This is a genomic window from Caballeronia fortuita, assembly GCF_001544835.2.
Classification (GTDB): Bacteria; Pseudomonadota; Gammaproteobacteria; order Burkholderiales; family Burkholderiaceae; genus Caballeronia; species Caballeronia fortuita.
Map to the genome: position 1 here is coordinate 141,960 of NZ_FCNX02000005.1, position 22,230 is coordinate 164,189.

The 22,230-nt window shown below is 64.8% G+C and carries 16 protein-coding genes; 10 read left to right on the forward strand and 6 right to left on the reverse strand.

Going from position 1 to position 22,230, the window contains the following annotated elements:
• The first annotated feature begins 225 nt into the window (after positions 1-225).
• The 4 genes from map to AWB77_RS11670 all read left to right on the forward strand — a co-directional run bounded on the left by map (position 226) and on the right by AWB77_RS11670 (position 6,297).
• Positions 226-1,035, forward strand: coding sequence for a type I methionyl aminopeptidase (gene map, locus AWB77_RS11655; protein WP_061134800.1), 810 nt, complete (start codon positions 226-228; stop codon positions 1,033-1,035).
• Between the two features lie 63 nt (positions 1,036-1,098).
• Positions 1,099-3,678, forward strand: coding sequence for a [protein-PII] uridylyltransferase (locus tag AWB77_RS11660; RefSeq protein WP_061134593.1), 2,580 nt, complete (start codon positions 1,099-1,101; stop codon positions 3,676-3,678).
• Positions 3,679-3,684: 6 nt separating this feature from the next.
• Complete coding sequence (locus AWB77_RS11665) at positions 3,685-5,793, forward strand: pseudouridine synthase (RefSeq protein ID WP_061134594.1); 2,109 nt, start codon at positions 3,685-3,687, stop codon at positions 5,791-5,793.
• 267 nt (positions 5,794-6,060) lie between these two features.
• Positions 6,061-6,297 carry a hypothetical protein gene (locus AWB77_RS11670; RefSeq protein WP_061134595.1) on the forward strand — a complete coding sequence of 79 codons (237 nt, stop codon included), beginning with the start codon at positions 6,061-6,063 and terminating at the stop codon, positions 6,295-6,297.
• A gap of 71 nt (positions 6,298-6,368) precedes the next feature.
• Here the strand turns inward: AWB77_RS11670 and def are convergent, their stop codons facing one another.
• The 5 genes from def to AWB77_RS11695 all read right to left on the reverse strand — a co-directional run bounded on the left by def (position 6,369) and on the right by AWB77_RS11695 (position 15,213).
• Positions 6,369-6,902 carry a peptide deformylase gene (gene def / locus AWB77_RS11675; protein WP_061134596.1) on the reverse strand — a complete coding sequence of 178 codons (534 nt, stop codon included), beginning with the start codon at positions 6,900-6,902 and terminating at the stop codon, positions 6,369-6,371.
• Positions 6,899-8,977, reverse strand: a complete 2,079-nt coding sequence (gene ligA, locus AWB77_RS11680; protein WP_061134597.1) for an NAD-dependent DNA ligase LigA — start codon at positions 8,975-8,977, stop codon at positions 6,899-6,901. The genes def and ligA overlap by 4 nt, the downstream gene beginning before the upstream one ends.
• 190 nt (positions 8,978-9,167) lie before the next feature.
• Entirely contained in the window at positions 9,168-10,418 is a 1,251-nt protein-coding gene (locus tag AWB77_RS11685) for a cell division protein ZipA C-terminal FtsZ-binding domain-containing protein (protein WP_061134598.1), read from the reverse strand.
• A gap of 153 nt (positions 10,419-10,571) precedes the next feature.
• Positions 10,572-14,087: a chromosome segregation protein SMC gene (gene smc, locus AWB77_RS11690; RefSeq protein WP_061134599.1), complete on the reverse strand. Its 3,516-nt coding sequence runs from the start codon at positions 14,085-14,087 to the stop codon at positions 10,572-10,574.
• Positions 14,088-14,235: 148 nt separating this feature from the next.
• Positions 14,236-15,213: a DMT family transporter gene (locus tag AWB77_RS11695; RefSeq protein WP_061134801.1), complete on the reverse strand. Its 978-nt coding sequence runs from the start codon at positions 15,211-15,213 to the stop codon at positions 14,236-14,238.
• A gap of 210 nt (positions 15,214-15,423) precedes the next feature.
• Between AWB77_RS11695 and dapC the strand changes: the two genes are divergently transcribed.
• The 6 genes from dapC (at position 15,424) to cls (ending at position 21,649) form a co-directional block, all read left to right on the forward strand.
• The gene (gene dapC, locus AWB77_RS11700) at positions 15,424-16,641 is read left to right on the forward strand and encodes a succinyldiaminopimelate transaminase (protein WP_061134802.1); all 1,218 of its coding nucleotides are present in this window, start codon (positions 15,424-15,426) and stop codon (positions 16,639-16,641) included.
• Between the two features lie 41 nt (positions 16,642-16,682).
• On the forward strand, positions 16,683-17,510 hold the full coding sequence (dapD, locus tag AWB77_RS11705; RefSeq protein ID WP_061134600.1) for a 2,3,4,5-tetrahydropyridine-2,6-dicarboxylate N-succinyltransferase: 828 nt from the start codon (positions 16,683-16,685) through the stop codon (positions 17,508-17,510).
• A gap of 2 nt (positions 17,511-17,512) precedes the next feature.
• Positions 17,513-17,881, forward strand: a complete 369-nt coding sequence (locus AWB77_RS11710) for an ArsC family reductase (RefSeq protein ID WP_061134601.1) — start codon at positions 17,513-17,515, stop codon at positions 17,879-17,881.
• Positions 17,882-17,979: 98 nt separating this feature from the next.
• Complete coding sequence (gene dapE / locus AWB77_RS11715) at positions 17,980-19,116, forward strand: succinyl-diaminopimelate desuccinylase (protein ID WP_061134602.1); 1,137 nt, start codon at positions 17,980-17,982, stop codon at positions 19,114-19,116.
• 30 nt (positions 19,117-19,146) lie between these two features.
• The gene (gene prmB / locus AWB77_RS11720) at positions 19,147-20,031 is read left to right on the forward strand and encodes a 50S ribosomal protein L3 N(5)-glutamine methyltransferase (RefSeq protein ID WP_061134603.1); all 885 of its coding nucleotides are present in this window, start codon (positions 19,147-19,149) and stop codon (positions 20,029-20,031) included.
• Positions 20,032-20,158: 127 nt separating this feature from the next.
• Complete coding sequence (cls, locus tag AWB77_RS11725; protein WP_061134604.1) at positions 20,159-21,649, forward strand: cardiolipin synthase; 1,491 nt, start codon at positions 20,159-20,161, stop codon at positions 21,647-21,649.
• A 6-nt stretch (positions 21,650-21,655) separates the two neighbouring features.
• Here cls and AWB77_RS11730 read toward each other — a convergent pair whose 3' ends face one another.
• Positions 21,656-22,147, reverse strand: coding sequence for a glutathione peroxidase (locus tag AWB77_RS11730; protein ID WP_061134605.1), 492 nt, complete (start codon positions 22,145-22,147; stop codon positions 21,656-21,658).
• Positions 22,148-22,230: the final 83 nt, after the last annotated feature.

A 22,230-nucleotide genomic window follows, 5' to 3' on the forward strand; every position in this document is an offset into this window, starting at 1 on the left:
TATGACATCGCGACGGCAATATGGATTACGACTTAGCCCTAGAGTATAGCATGTGAGGATTGACCGGCTCAAGCCGCATAACCGAACCGACTCGGGGCGCGCCGCTGGCCGAAGCTTGCCGCCGCGCCGCTCGTCCCCAACTATCCGGGTGCGGCGCAATTCTTAAGGTGCGATAATGCCGCTTTCGCGGCTCACTGCCGCATGCACGCAATTCCGGGCCAAGTCATGTCCATTACGCTGAAAAACGAACACGATGTCGCGCAAATGCGCATCGCCTGCCGGCTCGCCAGCGAAGTGCTCGATTTCATCACGCCGCATATCGTTCCCGGCGTGACGACCGAAGAACTCGATCGCCTCTGCCACGAATACATGGTGAAAGAACAGGGCACCGTTCCCGCACCGCTGAACTACCAGCCGCCCGGCTATCCGCCGTATCCGAAGGCCACGTGTATTTCCGTCAACGACGTGATCTGCCACGGCATTCCCGGCGAGAAAGTGCTGAAGAACGGCGACGCGCTCAATATCGACATCACCGTCATCAAGAATGGGTATTTCGGCGATACGAGCCGCATGTTCATCGTCGGCGAAGGGTCGATTCTGGCGAAGCGCCTCGTGCAGACGACGTTCGACTGCATGTGGCTCGGCATCGATCAGGTGCGCCCCGGCGCGCATCTCGGCGATATCGGCGCGGCGATCCAGAAGCACGCCGAATCGCAGGGCTACAGCGTCGTGCGCGAATATTGCGGCCACGGCATCGGCCAGGTGTTTCACGAGGAGCCGCAAGTGCTGCACTACGGCCGCGCGGGCACGGGCATCGAATTGCAGGCGGGCATGATTTTCACCGTCGAGCCGATGATCAACGCCGGCCGCCGCGAAATCCGCACGATGCCGGACCAGTGGACCGTCAAGACGCGCGACCGCAGTCTGTCGGCCCAATGGGAGCACACGGTGCTCGTCACGCCGACCGGCTACGAAGTGCTGACCGTTTCGGCGGGCACGCAAGCGCCTTCGCACCTGATCGCGGCGACGGCCTGACCCTCTTCCCGCGCGCTTTGCTTTCCGGCAGGCGCGCCCTCACCTCATCTCTTCCGCGAATTCATGAGCGTCATCGCCGCCGTCGCCACGCCCTGTGAAACGCTGCGCGCTGCCTACAAGGCGGCGAAGACGGCGCTCATCGAACGCTTCCAGTCGACATCGAACGTCGAGCCGCTGATGCACGCGCTCGGCCGCGCCACGGACGACGCGCTCAAAGGCGCGTGGTCCGCGTGCGACATGCCCGAAGGCGCGGCGCTCGTCGCGGTCGGCGGCTATGGGCGCGGCGAGCTTGCGCCCTACTCCGACGTCGACATTCTCGTGCTGCTGCCGGATTTCGCGTCCGACGATGCATCGCTGAACGGCCGCGTCGAACGATTCATCGGCATGGCGTGGGATCTCGGGCTCGATATCGGCAGCAGCGTGCGCTCGGTCGAGCAATGCATCGCCGAGGCGGGCAACGACATCACCGTGCAGACCTCGCTGCTCGAAGCGCGGCGCATCTGTGGCGATCCGCAGCTTTTTCAGCGCTTTTCGGCGCGCTACCGCGAGACGCTCGATCCGCGCGCGTTCTTTCAAGCGAAAGTGCTGGAAATGCGCCAGCGGCACGCGAAGTTCCAGGACACGCCGTACAGCCTCGAACCGAACATCAAGGAAAGTCCAGGCGGGCTGCGCGATCTTCAACTGATCTTGTGGATCGCGCGCGCGGCGGGTTTCGGCAGCAGTTGGCGCGAACTCGACGCACGCGGCCTCATCACCGAACGCGAAGCGCGCGAGCTGCGTCGCAACGAGGGCTTTCTCAAGGCGTTGCGCGCGCGCCTTCATGTGATCGCGAAGCGTCGGCAGGACATTCTCGTGTTCGATCTGCAAACGGCGCTCGCGGAAAGTTTCGGCTTCGAGGCGACCGATGCCAAGCGCGCGAGCGAGCAGCTGATGCGCCGTTACTACTGGGCGGCGAAGGCCGTCACGCAGCTCGCGACCATCCTGATCCAGAACGTCGAGGCGCAGCTTTTCCCGTCGACGAGCGGCGTCACGCGCGTGATTTCCGGGCGCTTCGTCGAGAAGCAAGGCATGCTCGAAATTTCCGACGACGATGTTTTCGAGCGCGAGCCGCACGCCATTCTCGAAGCATTTTTGCTGTACGAGCAGACGCGCGGCATCAAGGGATTTTCCGCTCGGACGCTGCGCGCGATCTACAACGCACGCGATCTGATGGACCGCAACTGGCGGCGCGATCCTGAGAATCGCCGGCTTTTCATGGAGATTCTCAAGCAGCCCGAAGGCATCACGCACGCGTTTCGACTGATGAACCAGACGAGCGTGCTCGGGCGATATCTGCTGAATTTCCGGCGCATCGTCGGACAGATGCAGCATGATCTGTATCACGTCTATACCGTCGATCAGCACATCCTCATGGTGCTGCGTAATCTGCGGCGTTTCGCGATCGCGGAACACGCGCACGAGTATCCCTTCTGCAGTCAGTTGATGGGCAACTTCGAACGCCCGTGGGTGCTGTACGTCGCGGCGCTTTTTCACGACATCGCGAAAGGACGCGGCGGCGATCACTCGACGCTCGGCATGGCCGACGCCCGCCGCTTCTGCCGCGAGCACGACATCGGACGCGAAGACAGTGAGCTCGTCGTGTGGCTCGTGCAGCAGCATCTGACGATGAGCCAGGTCGCGCAAAAGCAGGATACGAGCGATCCCGAGGTCATCAAGCAGTTCGCGTCCGTCGTGAAAACGGAGCGGCGGCTCGCGGCGCTGTATCTGCTGACGGTCGCTGATATTCGCGGCACGAGCCCGAAGGTCTGGAACAACTGGAAAGGCAAGCTGCTCGAGGACCTCTTCCGCGCGACGCAGGCAGTGCTCGGCGGCGCGCAGCCGGATACGCATTCGGAACTCAAATCGCGTCAGGAAGCGGCGCTCGCCCTGCTGCGCCTCGAAACCGTGCCGGATGGCGCGCAAGAGCGTTTGTGGGATCAGCTCGATGTCGGCTATTTCCTGCGTCACGATCCCGCCGATATCGCGTGGCAGACGCGCGTGCTCTACCGGCACGTCACGAGCGAGGCGCCGATCGTGCGCGCGCGGCCCTCGCCGATCGGCGCGGCGCTGCAAGTGCTCGTCTACGTGAAGGATCGGCCCGATCTTTTCGCGGGCATCTGCGCGTACTTCGACAAGAACGGTCTGTCCGTGCTCGATGCGCGCGTGACGACGACGCGCCACGGCTATGCGCTCGACAACTTCCTCGTCGCCCATCCGGATCACGACGGAAGTTATCGCGACATCGCCAATCTCGTCGAGCAGCAACTCGCCGCGCTGCTGACGGACGAGCGCATTCTCCCGGAACCGTCGAAGGGCCGTGTATCGCGGCTCGTGCGCACGTTTCCGATTACGCCGCGCGTGGACCTGCGTCCCGACGACCGCGGCCAGTACTACATCCTGTCCGTGTCGGCCAACGACCGGCAGGGCCTTCTTTATTCGATCGCGCGCGTGCTGGCGCAACACCGGATCGGCGTGCAGGCGGCGCGGATCAACACGCTCGGCGAACGCGTCGAGGACGTGTTCCTGCTCGACGGCAAGAGCTTGTCGAATAACCGCACCCAGATCCAGGTGGAAACCGAACTGCTGCGCGCGATCGCAGCCTGAGACTTTATGCGCGTCAAACTGACAGCCAAACATCCGCGTCCGACATCGGCGGCGCGCTCGCCGGTTCGGACCGGCACGACCACGGGGCGCAAGCCCGTTCGCCCGAGCGCGCCGGAAGAGACGCGTCCCAAGCGGACGGACAAGCCTGCCGAGAAGCGCGGTGATGCGCCGCGTGAACCACGCGCTTTCAAGCCGCGTGGCGATGATTCGCGTTCGGGCAGTGGTCCGCGCAAGTCGTTCGAAGGACGATCGGCGCCAAGCGGCGATGAACGTCGTCCGTTCAAACCGCGTGGCGACGATTCGCGTCCGGCGTTTGGCGAGCGTAGTCCGCGCAAGTCGTTCGAAGGACGATCGGCGGCGGGCGGCGATGAACGTCGCCCGTTCAAGCCGCGTGGTGATGATTCGCGCCCTCCGTTTAACGAGCGTGGACCGCGCAAATCGTTCGAGGGACGCTCGGCGGCGGGCGGCGATGAGCGTCGCCCGTTCAAACCGCGTGGCGATGATTCGCGTCCGGCGTTTGGCGAACGTGGCCCGCGCAAGTCGTTCGAAGGACAGCCCGCACCGAGCGGCGATGAACGTCGTCCGTCCAAACCGCGTGGCGACGATTCGCGTCCTGCGTTTGGCGAACGTGGTCCGCGCAAGTCGTTCGAAGGACGGTCGGCGGCGGGCGGCGATGAGCGTCGCCCGTTCAAACCGCGTGGTGATGATTCGCGTCCTGCGTTTAATGAACGTGGCCCGCGCAAGTCGTTCGAAGGACGTTCTGCACCGAGCGGCGATGAACGTCGCCCCTTCAAACCGCGTGGCGATGATTCGCGTCCTGCGTTTGGCGAGCGTGGTCCGCGCAAGTCGTTCGAAGGACGTTCTGCACCGAGCGGCGATGAGCGTCGTCCGTTCAAACCGCGTGGTGACGATTCGCGTCCTCCGTTCAACGAGCGTGGCCCGCGCAAGTCGTTCGAAGGACGGCCCGCACCGAGCGGCGATGAACGTCGCCCGTTCAAGCCGCGTGGCGACGATTCGCGTCCTCCGTTTAACGATCGTGGTCCGCGCAAGTCGTTCGAGGGACGGTCGGCGGCGGGCGGCGATGAACGTCGCCCGTTCAAACCGCGTGGTGATGATTCGCGTCCTGCGTTCGGCGAACGTGGTCCGCGCAAGTCGTTCGAAGGACGGCCCGCACCGCACGGCGATGAACGTCGCCCCTTCAAGCCGCGTGGCGATGACTCACGTCCTGCGTTCAATGAACGTGGCCCGCGCAAATCGGCTGAAGACCGTACGTTCAAGCCGCGCGAAGAACGCAAGCCCGCGCCGCAGCCCGCCGCGCGTGTCGTCGAGTCCGCGCCGAAACACCGCGATCACAACGACGGCCTCGTGCGCCTGTCCAAGGTCATGTCGGAACTCGGCCTGTGCTCGCGCCGCGAAGCCGACGAATGGATCGAGAAAGGCTGGGTGCTCGTCGATGGCGTCGTCATCGATACGCTCGGCACGCGCATCCGTCCGACGCAGGAAATCGAAATCCTGCCCGCCGCGCATTCCGCGCAGGCGCGCCTCGTCACGATCCTGCTGCATAAGCCGGTGGGTTACGTGTCGGGTCAAGCGGAAGACGGCTACGAACCCGCGGTCACGCTCATCAACCCGGCCAATCACTGGAATGAAGACCACTCGGGCATCCGCTTCGCGCCCAACCATCTGCGCACGCTCGCGCCGGCCGGCCGGCTCGATATCGATTCCACTGGCCTGCTCGTGCTCACGCAGGACGGCCGGATCGCGAAGCAACTGATCGGCGGCCACTCGGAAGTCGACAAGGAATACCTCGTGCGCGTGCGCTACGGCGAGCATGAAGTCGATGTCGATCAGCATCTGCCCGCCGAGAAGCTCGCGCTCCTGCGTCACGGCCTCGAACTCGACGGCGTCGCGCTCAAGACGGCGCAAGTGAGCTGGCAGAACGGCGAGCAACTGCGCTTCGTGCTGCGCGAAGGCAAGAAGCGGCAGATTCGCCGGATGTGCGAACTGGTCGGGCTGGACGTCGTCGGCCTGAAGCGCATCCGCATGGGCCGAGTCACGCTCGGCGCGCTGCCGCCGGGTCAGTGGCGCTATCTCGGCCCGAACGAGACTTTCTAAGCAGACCTGCGACTGCGCGCACGTCCGATCGATCGTGCGCGCAGCCGGATGTTGCGTCGCAAAAACACCACGTTTTCAGCACTAAACAGGCACGATGCCGTCCCGATCGTGCCTTTTCGTTTTCGACCGCTTTTTGGCTAAAGAAAATGTTTCATCGATCCGATACACCTGACAGGCGGATGCGCGGGGCGCTCACTTCGCCGAGGAACGCAGGGCAGCAGGATCAGTAGGATCAGCAGCATTGAACGACATTGATGGAGAATCGCCATGTCAGTTGAAATCATCGTTCGTGATACGGGAACCGGTCTGGAAATCGTGAGCGGCCGACGACGGCTCGAAACGCTGCTCGCTCTGCGCGACGAAGTCGTCGTGATGAGTCCCGGCATCGGTGAAATGGTGATCGCCCGGCTGCCCGATGGGCGCCTGCAGGCATCCGCGAATCCGGAGCACGTCGCGCTCTTCCGTCAACCCGACGTTAGCGGCAGTCCGAAAACGTTGGCGTAACGAAAAAGCCGCTCCTTGCGAGAGCGGCTTTTCGTTTTCAGACTATTCTTCGCGATGCAAACCGCGCGGACTCATTCGTCCCGCGCCGGATCGAGTCCGGGGAATAGCACTTCCGTGAACCCGAACTTCGAAAAGTCGGTGATACGCATCGGATAGAGCTTGCCGATCAGGTGATCGCATTCGTGCTGAACGACGCGCGCGTGAAAGCCCTCCGCGAGCCGCTCGATGGCGTTGCCGTACTGATCGAAGCCCTGATAGCGGATCATCGAGAAACGCTGCACCGCGCCGCGCAAACCCGGCACGGAGAGACATCCTTCCCAGCCCTCCTCCATGTCGTGCCCGTTCGGCATGATGATCGGGTTGATGAGCACCGTCTCGGGCACCGACGGCGCATCCGGATAGCGCTCGTTCTGCCCGAAGCCGAAGATCACCACCTGCAGATCGACGCCGATCTGCGGTGCGGCGAGGCCCGCGCCGTTCGCGTCGCGCATCGTGTCGAACATGTCCTGCACGAGCGCGTGCAATTCGGGCGTGTCGAAATGCTCGACCGGCTGCGCGATGCGCAACAGGCGCGGATCGCCCATCTTCAGGATTTCGCGAATCATGGAGTAACTCCTTCCAAAAGCTTACGCATGCCGTCTTCGTCGAGAACCGGAACGCCGAGTTCCTCGGCTTTCGCGAGCTTGCTGCCCGCTTCGGCGCCCGCTACGACGTAGTCGGTCTTTTTCGATACCGAGCCGGCCACCTTCGCCCCGGCCGTTTCCAGCATTTCCTTCGCTTCCTCACGCGACAGCGTGGGCAGCGTGCCCGTCAGCACGACGGTCTTGCCCGCCAGCACGCCTTGCGGCGCTCTCGGCGCGGGGGGTCCTTCCGGCCACGACACCTTCGCGCGCAACTGCTCGATTACATGCTGGTTGTGTTCTTCGCTGAAGAAATTGTGAATCGCCTCCGCGACGATCGGACCGACATCGTTGACTTCTAGCAACTCTTCGACCGACGCCGCCATGATCGGATCGAGCGAACCGAAGTGCTTGGCCAGATCCTTCGCCGTCGATTCGCCCACGTGACGAATGCCGAGCGCGTAGATGAAGCGCGCGAGCGTCGTCTTGCTCGCCTTCTCCAGGGAATCGATCAGATTCTGCGCCGATTTGTCGGCGAAACGGTCGAGCGCCGCGAGCGTCGAGAAGCCGAGATGGAAAAGATCGGCGGGCGTGCGCACGAGATTCTGTTCCACCAGCTGGTCGATGATCTTCTCGCCCAGCCCGTCGATGTCGAGCGCGCGGCGCTGCGCGAAATGCCACAGCGCCTGCTTCCTCTGCGCGGGACAAAAAAGCCCGCCCGTGCAGCGCGCGATCGCCTCGTCCGGCAGACGTTCGATCTTCGAGCCGCAAACCGGGCATTCGGTCGGCATGACGAACTCGCGCGCATCGGCGGGACGGCGCTCGAGAATCGCGCCGACGACTTCGGGAATCACGTCGCCCGCGCGGCGCACGGTGACCGTATCGCCGATACGGATGTCCTTGCGACGGACTTCGTCCTCGTTGTGCAGCGTCGCGTTCGTGACCGTCGCGCCGCCGACGAACACCGGCGCGAGACGCGCGACCGGCGTGATCGCGCCCGTGCGCCCGACCTGTACGTCGATGGCGAGCAGTTCCGTCAGCGCCTCCTGCGCCGGAAACTTGTGCGCGAGCGCGAAGCGCGGCGCGCGTGACACGAAGCCGAGCTTGTCCTGCTCATCGCGGCGATCGACCTTGTAGACCACGCCGTCGATGTCGTACGGCAGCTTCTCGCGCTTCTCGCCGATCTTGCGGAAAAAGCCGAGCAAGCCGTCCGCGCCTTCGACCACGGCGCGCTCCGCATTCACCGGCAAGCCCATTTCCTTGTACCAATCGAGCAGCGCCGCGTGCGTGGCCGGCATCTCGGCGCCGTCCAGCACGCCGATGCCGTAGGCGAAGAACGACAGTGAACGCTGCGCGGTCATCTTCGGATCGAGCTGGCGCAGACCGCCCGCCGCCGCATTGCGCGGATTCGCGAACTCGCGCTGCCCCGCGTCGCGCTGACGCGCATTCAGGCGCTCGAAATCGCGCTTGAACATCAGCACTTCGCCGCGCACGTCGAGCCGCCTGGGCAGGTTCTTGCCCTTGAGCGTGAGCGGAATCGAGCGGATGGTGCGGACATTGGCCGTCACGTCTTCGCCCGTCGCGCCGTCGCCGCGCGTCGCGGCCTGCACGAAGCGGCCGTCGTCGTAGCGCAGCGAGATGGCGAGGCCGTCAAACTTCAGCTCGCACGCATATTCGACGCTCGCGTGGCCCAGCGCGTCGGACACGCGCTTGTCGAATGCGGCGATGTCTTCGTCCGCGAAACCGTTGTTCAGCGAGAGCATCGGCACGTCATGAACGACAGGCGTGAAACCTTCGGCGACTTCGCCGCCCACGCGCTGCGTCGGCGAATCCGGCGTAATGAGATCCGGGTGCCCGGTCTCGATGCTCTGAAGCTCCTTGAAGAGCGTGTCGTATTCCGCGTCGGGCAAATCCGGCTGATCCAGCACGTAGTACGCATAGTTCGCGCGCTCGAGTTCCGCGCGCAGCCACGCCGCGCGCTCGGCCGGACGATCGGCGCTGGGCACGGCGGCGCCCGACTTGGCGGTGGCGGCGGATTCGGCTTTTGTTTTGGCGGACATGCGGCTTCGGAAAAGTAGGTAAGTCAGTCAACCGACCGTTCGATTGTCTCAGAAGATCGGTAAATCGTGGCGTCGGCCGAATGGCCTAAGTACGCGCGCCGGTGCGGCAGCGCGCACGCAAAGAAAAGCGCCCCGGCCGGGGCGCGATCATGGGTCGGCGGAACGCGCGTTGCGTCGCGCGCAGCGGGAATTACTGGCTGAAAAGACGGCGCGTCGCGGGCGAGCCAGCCGGAATGCCCGCCTGCTCCAGCTTCGCATAAAGCGTCATCAACTGCTTTTCGATGGCAAGCAGCGCGGATTCCGGCAAGGGCCGGCGCTGATCGTCGACGACCCGCGCGCCGATGCGCTCCGACAGCGACTTCGCGTAATCACACATCAGGCGAAACGGCAGGATGTCCTCGTCGGCGACGGGCACGTCGAGCACCAGCGTGATCATCTGGCCGCCCTTGTAGGTGAGGTCGTCGCGCAGGAAGTTTGTGTCGCCGAACTGGAGCATGAAGACGGGATTCTGCTTGGCGTCGAGCTTCACGAAGCGCGTGCCGTCGCGCGAGAGCAGCAGGCCGTCTTGCGATGCGACCGCCTGCACGTAGTTCGCGGACCACGGCGCGCCATCGGAGAGGATGTTGATCGAGAGCTGCGCGTCGCATTGCGCGGCGAACGCGTCGAGCTCGCGCGCCATGCCGACGGTTTCCATCATGTCGGGGAATTCGGGTGCGCCGTCGATGGCATCGGCGAGGCGCTGCACGCCCGTCACGAACTCTGAAAATTCAAGCTCGTTGAGCGGGCCGCTGCGGTTCGCGAGCTGCGCGGCCGCGCGCAGTTCGTCGTAACGCACGCCGTTGCGCGGCAGTTCCCACGTGCTCTCGCCTTCCGCCTTGCCTTCGATCGTCACGGGCTTCGTGCCCGCGCGACGCAGCCGCTGCGCGAGCGGAATCACGCGATCGCCAGCTACCGGCGCGGCGAGGCGAATCGGCACGACGCAATCGATGCGCCGGTCGACGACCGCCGGCGGCGTCGACGAAATCGTGGTCGCGGCGGGCATCACCGGCTCGGTGCGTTCGTCTTCGGGCATGCTCTGCGCTTCGTCGGAAACGCCGTTGGCCGACGTGGCCTCCGCCTGCAGATCGACGGCCGTGTCGGCCGGGGCAACGGGAACCGCCGCCGTCTCCTCGTTCGCCGCGCCGAAGCTCGGCTCGACGCGCACATCGCGCGGCTCGGCGTCGACCTCGCCCGCGACCGGCTCGCGCCGCGACTGGCGCACCGGTTCGATGAACGGCTGCTCGTCGTCGGTTTCCTGGCGAGCGAGCGCATCGGCCGCTTCGTCGGGCATCGGACGCGGCATCTTGCGGCGCACCTTCGCGCTCTGCCACGCGTTGTACACGACCACGCCGCCCACCACCACGGCTCCGGCTCCAACCAAACCGAGTGTCAACTCGTCCATGCAGGCTCCATCATCCTTTTAGGTTACGAAGCGCCGCGCGATCTGTCGCACGCATCGCGCCGTCCGGCCGATGCGCGCACTCCGCGCCATGACGCACGTCGCCGGAACGTCGTCCGGCGTCACTCATATTTCAAACCGGCGAGACGCCGGGCTTCAGCCGTTCTGCGCGAAGCCCGCCGCCGCTTCCATGTCGACCGCCACGATGCGCGACACGCCCTGCTCCTGCATCGTCACGCCGATCAGTTGCTGCGCCATTTCCATCGCGATCTTGTTGTGCGAGATGAACAGGAACTGCGTTTTGGCAGCCATCGCGCGCACGAGGTTCGCGAAGCGTTCCGTGTTGGCGTCGTCGAGCGGCGCGTCGACCTCGTCGAGCAGACAGAACGGCGCGGGGTTCAACTGGAACATTGCGAACACGAGCGCGGTCGCGGTCAGCGCCTTTTCACCGCCCGAAAGCAGGTGAATCGTCGAATTCTTCTTGCCGGGCGGCTGCGCCATGACCTGCACGCCGGCGTCGAGAATTTCATCGCCGGTCATGATGAGCTTCGCCTGGCCGCCGCCGAAAAGCCGCGGGAACAGCTCGCCGAAGTGACGATTCACCTCGTCGAACGTGCCCTGCAGGAGCGCGCGCGTTTCCTGGTCGATCTTCTGGATCGCGTCTTCGAGCGTGCCGATGGCGTCGTTCAGATCGGCCGATTGCGCATCGAGGAAATGCTTGCGCTCGGTTGCAGCCGCGAGCTCTTCGAGCGCGGCCATGTTGACGGGGCCGAGCGCGGTAATCGCGTTGTTCAGACGCGTGACTTCGCCTTGCAGATACGACGGCTTCATGTCCGGCGTGAGCTTTTCGGCGAGTTCGGCTTCGTCGACGCCCGCCGCCTGCAACTGCTCGACGAACTGCTCGCCGCTGATGCGCGCGGCCTGCTCCTTCAACTGCAATTCGTTGATCTTGTCGCGCAGCGGCTGCAGCGAGCGCTCGGCCAAGAGGCGCTGCTCGTCGGACTGACGCAGACGCGCGGTCAGATCCTCCAGTTCGACGCGCGCCGCATGCAGCGACTCCTCGCGCGCCGCGCGCACTTCGAGCGCGTCCTGCAGGCCGGTCTGCGCCGTCTGCTCGTTGATGGTTTCCAGTTCGGCGCGCGCGTCTTCCAGCGTGCCCGCAATGCGCTCGCTCTGATCGTGCGCCGTCTCGATGTTGCGTCTGTATTCGTCGATCTTCGCGGCGAGCCCGCGCACGGCAAAGCTCGCGTCGCTGGCGGCGCGTTCCAGTTCGCGCAGTTCGTGGCGCGCGTTCGTGAGTTCCTCGTCGAGCGATTCGAACGCAAGCTGGTTGTCTTCGAAACGCGCCTGCAATTGCGCGATCTCACCGTCGTGACGCTCGAACGCGGCTTCCGATTCGGCCCGCAATGCACGCTGCTCGTCGACCTGCGCGGCGATCTCTTCGAGTTCCTCGCCGATCTGCGTGCTGCGCTGCGTATAGCGCTCATGCGCCTGCGCGAGCTTGAGCACATCCAGCTGCAATGCGTGGACGCGCTGCGTCGCGCGCTCGGCGGCAGCGCGCGCTTCCGCGAGCGTCTGCGAACCTTGCGTATGGGCGGCGTCGGCGCGCACGGCGTTGGCCTTGGCTTCATCGGAAAGTAAGGCTTGCGCGCGCACCTGCTTCGTGAGGTTCTCGATTTCCTGCGCACGCGCGAGCATGCCCGACTGTTCGGAGTCCGGCGCGTAGAGCTGCACGCCCACGCGCGTCACGATATGCCCTGCCTTCACGACGAACGTCGCGCCATCCGGCAACTGATTGCGCGAAGCGAGCGCCGTTGCGAGATCGTCGGCGACGAAGGTCGTCGCGAGCCATTCGTTGAGCACGGCGCGCAGGCCCGGATCGTCGATGCGAACCAGCGACAGCAACGCGCGCAAGCCCTGCGGCGCTTCGACCGGCTTGCCCGCGACCGGCGGCGAGAAGAACGCGAGCTTGGCGGGCGGCGCATCGGTGGCGAAGGCCTTGACCCAATCCAGATTCGATACTTCGAGCGCAGCAAGACGCTCGCGCAGCACGGATTCGAGCGCCGCTTCCCAGCCGGTCTCGACGTGCAGCTTCTTCCACAGACGCGGCAGCGCGCCGAGCTCGTGCTTGTCGAGCCACGGCTGGATCTTGCCTTCGGTCTGCACGCTTTCCTGAAGCTGCTTCAATGCGGCGAGACGCGCTTCGAGCTGATGGATCTGCGCGCTCTCCTTCTGCACGCGCTCTTGCGCGGCGCGGCGTTCGGCGTCGAGGCGCGGCACGGTTTCCTGTGCATCGGCGAGACGCGCCTGCGCTTCGGCGAGAATCTCTTCGTTCTCGGCAAGCTGCATGCGCAACTCTTCGAGATGCGCTTCGTCGGGCGCGTCCAGTCCGCTCGCTTCGCTCTTCAGGCGTTCCTGACGCTGCTGCAATTGCTGAAGCTGCTGATCCGCGTTGCGCTGATGCGCCGCTTCGAGCTTGAGCGCCTGTTCCGCGCGCGCAATGCCCGCGCGTTCTTCGTTCAGTTGCGCCTGCGCATCGCGCCAGCGGGCTTCGAGCGCAGGCAGCGCGTCGTGCTGAGCGGCGGCGTTTTCCTGCGCGATGGCCGCCTTTTGCTCGCCTTCCGCGAGCGCTTCGGTCGCGGTGTCGATTTCGTCGCGCGCCTTCTGCGCCTGCACCTGCCACTGCTCCCGCTGCGCGGTGAGCGCGGCGATCTGCGCCTGAACGCGATTGCGCGATTCGACGATGAAGCGGATCTCCGCCTCCAGCCTGCTCACTTCGGCATTGGCTTCGTAGAGCGAGCCTTGCGCGCCCTGCATTGTGTCGCTCGCGCTGTAGTGCGCGACGCGCAGCGTTTCCAGCTGCGCCTCGACCTCGCGCAGACGCGCGGTCTGCGCTTCCAGTTCAACCTGCGCCTCGCGGATCGCGCGCTGCTGACGCTCGGCCTCGTTGCCCGCTTCCTTCTTGCGCAGAAGCCACAGAAGGCGCTGCTTCTCTTCGCCTTCGGTCTGCAGTTCCTTGTACTTCGTCGCGACGACCGCCTGCGCTTCGAGCTTCTCGAGATTCGTCGACAGTTCGCGCACGATGTCTTCGACGCGCGTCAGATTCTCGCGCGTGTCGTGCAGCCGGTTCTCGGTCTCGCGGCGGCGCTCCTTGTACTTCGACACGCCCGCGGCCTCTTCGAGAAACACGCGCAGCTCTTCGGGCTTCGCCTCGATGATGCGCGCGATCATGCCCTGCCCGATGATCGCGTACGCGCGCGGTCCGAGACCGGTGCCGAGGAAGATGTCCTGGATGTCGCGACGGCGCGCGGGCAGATTGTTGATGTAGTAGCTGGAGGTGCCGTCGCGCGTCAGCACGCGCTTCACGGCGATCTCGCCGTAGGCGCTCCACTGACCGGCGGCGCGGCCGTCGCCGTTATCGAAAATGAGTTCGACGCTCGCCCGGCTGCCGGGTTTGCGCGCGGTCGAGCCGTTGAAGATCACGTCCTGCATCGATTCGCCGCGCAACTCGGAGGCGCGCGATTCGCCGAGCACCCAGCGCACGGCATCGATGATGTTGGACTTGCCACAGCCATTCGGCCCGACGACGCCGACCAGCTGGCCGGGGACCTGGAAATGCGTGGGATCGACGAAGGATTTGAAGCCAGCGAGTTTTATCGAGGTCAGACGCACGGCGATATCGCTGTTTTGAAAGAGTGACGGAGAATATATAGCGGACAGGCCGCAGCGCGTCCCGTCGTTTCCCGGCCGCGCGGCAGTGAAGCGCCAATATCTGGCTCATCAACTAGTCCATCAACTGGCCCGGCAAAAGCGGACACCATCATACCATCGCGCGAGTCGATTTCTTTTTGCTTTCCGGCACGCCGTCGACGATGCCGGGCGTGTCGGCCACGGCTGCCGGGCGCGCCGCGCGCGGGCGATGCACCCACGCCGACAACACACAGGCCACCACGATGCACGCGCCGCCCGCCCATTCGCGCGGGCCAGGAACCTCGCCCGCGAAGAGCCACGCGGAGAGCGCCGTGACGACGAGTTCGAAGAGCATGATGATCGACGCGCGATTGGCCGGCACGCGCGCGAGACCGAGCTGCACGATCATGTTGTTGCCGGCGAGCACGACGCCGAGCCCGATCACGATGGCCGTCACGGCTGGCAAAAGCGCGGCGGCGGGCGGCGCGGGCATCGGCTCGAACAGCGTGACGATCGACGCGATGAGCGCCGCGCCGCCGAAGATCACCGCGGTGCGCATCTCGGGCTTCATCGCGGGCAGCGTGCGCGTGACCTTGACGACGAGCACGTTGCTCATCGCGAAACCCATGCCGCCCATGAGGCCGGCCCATTCTGCGAGATTGGCGGGCAGCGGCAGGCCGAGCTTCGGCGACCAGAGCATGGTCACCGCGCCCGCGAGCGAGAGCAGTGACAGCGCGGCGTCGGCGCGGCTCAGACGTTCCTTCAGGATGAAGTGCGCGAAGACCGCGGTCCACGCGGGCGTCAGATAGAAGAGCAGCAAGACGCGCATCACCTGGCCGTGGATCGCGCCCCACACGAAGCCGATGTTGGTCACGCCCGCCGCCACGCCGAGCCCGACGAGCAGCCAGTGCCACGACAGCGTGCTGATCGAGCGGCGTTTCGCGAGCAGCACGAAGACGCACGCGGCGGCGCTCGTCGTCGCGCTCGCGGCGGTGCCGGAGAGGCCCATTGCGGCCAACATGCGCATCGGATACCAGACGAGGCCCCACACCGATGCGCCGAGCATGATGGCGAGCGTCGGCCAGGCATTGCGCACGCCGCCGGTCATTGCGATTGCCCTTGTGTTGCGTCCCGCATCGTTCGTTCTTTTGCCCTTCGTGCAGCGCGCCGCCTGCGCTTTCCGGTGCGGCACCACGCGTTATAATCGTGAGTTCGTTTCACGTCCGTTCGATTCCTTCGATGCCGCGCTCGCAGGCGCTTCTTGCTTCGTGCTTCGATCATGCCTCGCGCGCATTGTCCACTGCTCACCGGTCACGCCGTGAATCCACTTCTCGAGAAACTTCAGTCTTATCCGTTCGAAAAGCTCCGTGTGCTCTTCAAAGGCATCGAGCCGCGCGCCGGATTCACGCCGATCAGCTTCGGCATCGGCGAGCCGAAGCATCCTACGCCCGCGCTGATCCGCGAGGCCGTGATCGATTCGCTCGACGGCCTCGCCTTGTATCCCGCGACGCTCGGCAGCGAGCCGTTGCGCCGCGCCATCGCGGCATGGGCGATGCGGCGCTACGGACTCGAATCGATCGATCCGGCAACCGAAGTGCTGCCCGTGTCCGGCTCGCGCGAGGCCCTCTTCGCGCTCGCGCAAACCGTGATCGACAGCCGCGCGGCCGGCGCCGCGGAACCGCCCATCGTACTCTGTCCGAACCCGTTCTATCAAATCTACGAAGGCGCGGCGCTGCTCGCGGGCGCGGAGCCTTACTTCGTCAACAGCGATCCGGCGCGCAACTTCGCGTGCGATTACTCGACCGTGCCCGAGGACATCTGGGCGCGCACGCAACTGCTCTATGTATGCTCGCCGGGCAACCCGACGGGCGCCGTGCTCACGCTCGAGAACTGGCGCGAACTGTTCGCGCTGTCGGACAGGCACGGCTTCGTGATCGCGTCCGACGAGTGCTATTCGGAGATTTATTTCGACGAGGCCAATCCGCCGCTCGGCGGCCTCGAAGCCGCGCGCCTGCTCGATCGAAGTTTCGATCGTCTGGTGATGTTGTCGAGCCTGTCGAAGCGCTCGAACGTGCCGGGCATGCGCTCGGGATTCGTCGCGGGCGATGCGTCGATCCTCAAGGATTTCCTGCTCTACCGCACGTATCACGGCGCGGCGCTGTCGACGGTGTTTCAGCGCGCGAGCGTCGCCGCGTGGCAGGATGAAACGCACGTGCGCGACAATCGCGCGCAGTATCTGAAGAAATTCCAGACGGTCACGCCGATGCTCGCCAACGTGCTCGACGTGCGTCTGCCCGACGCCGCGTTCTACCTCTGGGCGAACGTTTCGGGCACCGGGCTTACGGATACCGAGTTCGCGGCGCGCCTGTACGCCGACTATAATGTGACGGTTCTGCCGGGCTCTTTTCTCGCGCGCACCGCGCACGGCACGAATCCGGGCGAAGGCTTCGTGCGTATCGCGCTCGTCGCCGAAACCGGGGAATGTGTCGAAGGCGCCCGCCGCATCGTCGAATTCTGCCGCACGCTCGCGTCCTGACAGCGTTGCCGGTCCAAAACTACCCATCCTTGATATCAACTATGTCGCAACAACTTCAGAGCATCATCGATACCGCCTGGGAAAACCGCGCCGAGCTCTCGCCGAAGGCCGCGTCCGCCGAAGTCCGCGAAGCCGTCGCGCATGCAATCGAGCAACTCGATCACGGCCAGATGCGCGTCGCTGAGAAGCGCGATGGCGAATGGGTCGTGAATCAGTGGCTCAAGAAGGCCGTGCTGCTGTCGTTCCGTCTGGAAGACAATGCGCCGATGCCCGCCGGCGGCTACTCCCAGTTCTACGACAAGGTGCCCTCGAAGTTCGCGAACTACACCGCCGAAGATTTCGCCGCGGGCGGTTTTCGCGTAGTGCCGCCGGCCATCGCGCGCCGCGGCTCGTTCATCGCAAAGAACGTCGTGCTGATGCCGTCGTACACGAACATCGGCGCCTATGTCGACGAAGGCACGATGGTCGATACGTGGGCCACCGTCGGCTCGTGCGCGCAGATCGGCAAGAACGTGCATCTGTCGGGCGGCGTGGGCATCGGCGGCGTGCTGGAGCCGTTGCAGGCGAACCCGGTCATCATCGAGGACAACTGCTTCATCGGCGCGCGCTCGGAAGTGGTGGAAGGCGTGATCGTCGAAGAGAATTCCGTCATTTCGATGGGCGTCTATCTCGGCCAGTCGACCAAGATCTACGACCGCGAAACCGGCGAGGTGAGCTATGGCCGCATTCCGGCGGGCTCGGTCGTCGTCGCGGGCAACCTGCCGTCGAAGGACGGCTCGCATAGCCTGTACTGCGCGGTCATCGTCAAGAAGGTCGATGCCAAGACGCGCGCGAAGGTTGGCCTGAACGAACTGCTGCGAGGCGACTGATCTTGGCACGAGGCACCGCTACCACCGTCGTCTACGGCATTCCGAACTGCGACACCGTGAAGAAAGCGCGCGTGTGGCTGGAAGAGCACGGCGTGCCGTTCGAGTTCCACGACTTCAAGAAGGCCGGCGTGAACGAGAAGCTCGTGCAGGACTGGCTGAAGGATGTCTCGCTCGATCAGCTCATCAACAAGCGCGGCACGACGTGGCGCGGCCTGTCCGACGTGCACAAGGCCGAAGCGGACACGACCAACGGCGCCATCGCGCTGATGATCCACAAGCCGTCGATCATCAAGCGGCCGGTCCTGGTGGTGAACGGGCGCGTGAAGACGCTCGGGTTTTCCGCCGAGCAGTACGAAACGCTCTTTGCCTGAGCGACAGCGATGACTGTGAACTCGACGGTCATCGCGAGCCTGCTACGAGTGCCGGCCCGCGCGCCGGCATTTTTTTATCGCATCGATTCGACACGACCATGTCCGGCACCCTCTCTCTCACCGAAGCGCTGATCGAACGCGCATCCGTCACGCCCGACGACAAGGCTTGCCAATCGCTCATGATCGAGCGGCTCGCGGCCGTCGGCTTCGAATGCGAAACTTTCCAATCGGGCGGCGTCACGAATCTGTGGGCCGTCAAGCGCGGCACGGATGCGAACGGCAAACTGCTCGCGTTCGCCGGCCATACCGACGTCGTGCCGACCGGCCCGCTCGAACAATGGATCTCGCCGCCGTTCACGCCGACGCATCGCGACGGCAAGCTCTACGGGCGCGGCGCGGCGGACATGAAGGCGTCGCTCGCGGCGTTCGTCGTGTCGAGCGAGGAATTCGTCGCGAAGTGCCCGGAGCATCGCGGCACGCTCGCGCTGCTCATCACGAGCGACGAAGAAGGCCCCGCGACCGACGGCACGATCAAGGTCGTCGAGGCATTGCAGGCGCGCGGCACGCGGCTCGACTACTGCATCGTCGGCGAACCCACTTCGAACGCGACGCTCGGCGACATGGTCAAGAATGGCCGTCGCGGTTCGATGACGGGCAAGCTCGTCGTCAAGGGCGTGCAGGGGCATATCGCGTATCCGCATCTCGCGAAGAATCCGGTGCATCTGCTCGCGCCCGCGCTTGCCGATCTCGTCGCCGAAAAATGGGACGACGGCAACGAATATTTCCCGCCGACGACCTGGCAGGTGTCCAACCTGCATTCGGGCACGGGCGCGACCAACATCATTCCCGGCCACGCCGACCTGATGTTCAACTTCCGCTTCTCGACGGCGAGCACGGTCGAAAGCCTGCAAAGCCGCGTTCATGCGATTCTCGACAGACACAGCCTCGACTACGATCTGCAGTGGATCGTGAGCGGGCTGCCGTTTCTCACGCCGCGCGGCGCGCTCTCGGATGCGCTGGCACACGCCATTCTCGATGAAACCGGCGTGCGCACCGAGCTGTCTACCACGGGCGGCACATCCGATGGACGTTTCATCGCGCACATCTGCGATCAGGTCGTCGAGTTCGGCCCGCCGAACGGCACCATTCACAAGATCGACGAGCATGTCGAAGTGCGTTTCATCGAGCCGCTGAAGAACGTCTACAGGCGCGTGCTCGAAGCACTGATCGCCTGATTCAAATTTCACAATAAAAAGGAGCCTTCGATGGCGCTGCCCTTCACCACCGTGCGCGACCTGCTGCGTTTCGGCGTTTCGCGCTTCACCGAAGCGGGCTTGTCGTTCGGCCACGGCTCGTCCAATGCCTACGACGAAGCCGCGTATCTGATCCTGCACACGCTGCATCTGCCGCTCGACACGCTCGATCCGTTTCTCGATGCGCGCCTGCTCGACCATGAAATCGACGCCGTCATGAAAGTGATCGAGCGCCGCGCGACGGAGCGAGTTCCCGCCGCGTACATCACGCAGGAAGCGTGGATGCACGGCCGCCGTTTCTACGTGGACGAGCGCGTGATCGTGCCGCGCTCGTTCATCGGCGAATTGCTGCAGGATGGCTTGCAGCCCTACGTCGCCGATCCGGATCAGGTTACGCGCGTACTCGAACTATGCACCGGCTCGGGCTGCCTCGCGATCCTCGCGGCGCAGGCCTTCGAAAACGCCGATGTCGATGCCGTCGATATTTCCGCCGATGCGCTCGCGGTCGCGCGCCGGAATGTCGACGATTACGCTCTCGAAGAGCGCGTGAACCTGTACGAAGGCGACCTCTATGCGCCGCTGCCGCAGGCGCGCTACGAAGTCATCATCACGAACCCGCCTTACGTCAACGCGCACGCCATGCAGGCGCTGCCCGAAGAGTACAGGCACGAGCCCGAACTCGCGCTCGCCGGCGGCGCGGACGGCATGGACGTGGTGCGGCGTATCGTGCGCGATGCGGGCAAGTGGCTGACGGAGGACGGCGTGCTCGTGGTCGAAATCGGCAACGAGCGGCCGAACGTGGAAGCCGCGCTCGGCGGGCTCGATCTCGTGTGGCTCTCGACAAGCGCCGGCGACGACAACGTCTTCCTGATCCAGGCCGCCGATCTGCCCGCCTGATCCACTGCGTTTGGACGAGCGATCGTTGCCGCGGCGCGAAGGCTGCAACGATCGCTAACACATCGCGCGGACGGGTTGGGTAATATGGCGAATCGCCAATAGCCCAGCCTCGCTCCGTCCCGCGTCTATGCAAGCCTCCGACTGGCTACACCTCGGCACGCTCGTGATGGCCGCGCACGTGCTCGGCGTGATCGCCGCGATCCATGCCGTCATCAACACACGCACGTCGCAAGGCGCGGTGGCGTGGGCGGTGTCGCTCGTCGCGATGCCCTATTTCACGCTAATCCCCTATCTCTTCCTCGGCCGCAGCAAGTTCGCCGGTTATATCGACGAGCGGCGGCTGGAGCTCGACATCCTGCGCAGCCGTTCGAAGCCCGCCGAATGGGATTCGGGCGCCCGCAGCGATGCGCCCGAAGGCGCGCCGCTCATCGACTCCACCGGCGCGCGCGGCGAAATCGCACCGGGACCGGCCGCCTATCTCGGCAATCCGACGATCCGCACGCTGCAGCGTCTTTCCGGCATGCCGTTTCTGCGCGGCAACTCGGCGCGCGTGCTCATCAACGGCGACGCCACGTTCGCCGCGATTCTCGAAGCGATCGCCGCCGCCGAACGCTATGTGGTCGTGCAGTTCTTCATCGTGCGCGCCGATGCGCTCGGCGACATGCTCAAGGACGCGCTCATCAGAAAAGCCCAGGCGGGCGTGCGCGTGTACTTTCTCTACGACAGCATCGGCAGCTTCGACCTGCCGCATCGCTACGTGAATGCGTTGCGCGCGGGCGGCGTCGAGGCGCATCCGTTCGCGGCCACGCGCAAGTTCGTGCACCGGTTCCAGATCAACTTCCGCAATCATCGGAAGATCGTCGTGGTGGACGGCAAGCGCGCGTTCGTCGGCGGGCATAACGTGGGCGTCGAATATCTCGGCGGCAATCCGCGGCTTTCACCGTGGCGCGACACGCATATCGAAGTGCGCGGCCCGGCTGTTGCGAGCATCCAGTTCGTCTTCACCGAAGACTGGTACTGGGCGACGCAACGCCTGCCCGAGCTCGGTCCTGCGCCCGCCTCCGGCGAGAACATGCACTGCATGGTGCTGTCGAGCGGCCCGGCGGACAAGCAGGAAACCTGCTCGCTCTTTTTCGTCGAGGCGATCAACGCGGCGCGCGAGCGCATCTGGATCACGTCGCCGTATCTGATTCCCGACGAAGCCGTGTTCTCCGCGCTCAGGCTCGCCGTGATGCGCGGCGTGGACGTGCGCATCCTGATTCCGAGCCGGCGCGATCATCGCGTGGTGTTCGCGGCCTCGCGCCTGTATGCATACGATCTGGTGCAGGCGGGCGTGCGCATCTTCCGCTACCGGCCTGGATTTCTGCATCAGAAGGTCGTGCTCGTCGACGATATCGCCGCGTCGATCGGCAGCGCGAATCTGGATAACCGCTCCTTTCGCCTGAACTTCGAGATCACGGTGCTGACCGTCGATCGCGCGTTCGCGGGCGAAGTTGAAGCGATGTTGCTCGCCGACTTCGCGCATGCCTTCGAGATCGACGCTGACGATTATCGCGGCAAGGCGTTCTGGCGGCGCATGGCGATGCACGTTGCGCGGCTGTTCTCGCCCATTCTGTGAGCGGGCTCAGAGCAGCTTTTCGATGTCGCCGGTGATCGATTCCGGCTTCGTCTGCGGCGCATAGCGTTTGATGACCCTGCCGCTGCGATCGACGAGAAACTTCGTGAAATTCCACTTGATTGCTTCGATGCCGAGCAGTCCCGGCTCCTTGTCCTTCAGATACTTGTAGAGCGGATGCGCGTTCGCGCCGTTCACCTCGATCTTCGCGAACATCGGAAACGTGACGCCGAAGTTCTTCTCGCAGAACGCGCCGATCTGCTGTGCGTCGCCGGGTTCCTGCTTGCCGAACTGGTTGCACGGAAAGCCGAGCACTTCGAAGCCGCGCGGTGCGTACTGCTGATAGACGTCCTGCAAACCCTTGTATTGCGGCGTGAAACCGCATTCGCTCGCCGTATTCACGATGAGCAGCACCTTGTCGCGGTACGTGTCGAGGCTGACGGTCGCGCCGTCGAGTGTTTCGGCCGAGAAGCCGTAGATGTCTTCGCTGGCTGCGCTCATGGCGTGCTCCGGATAAATTCGATGGAAGTGTCGCGATGCTAACCCGCCGCGCGCGCGGCCGCCATTAGCCGAACGGACGATCC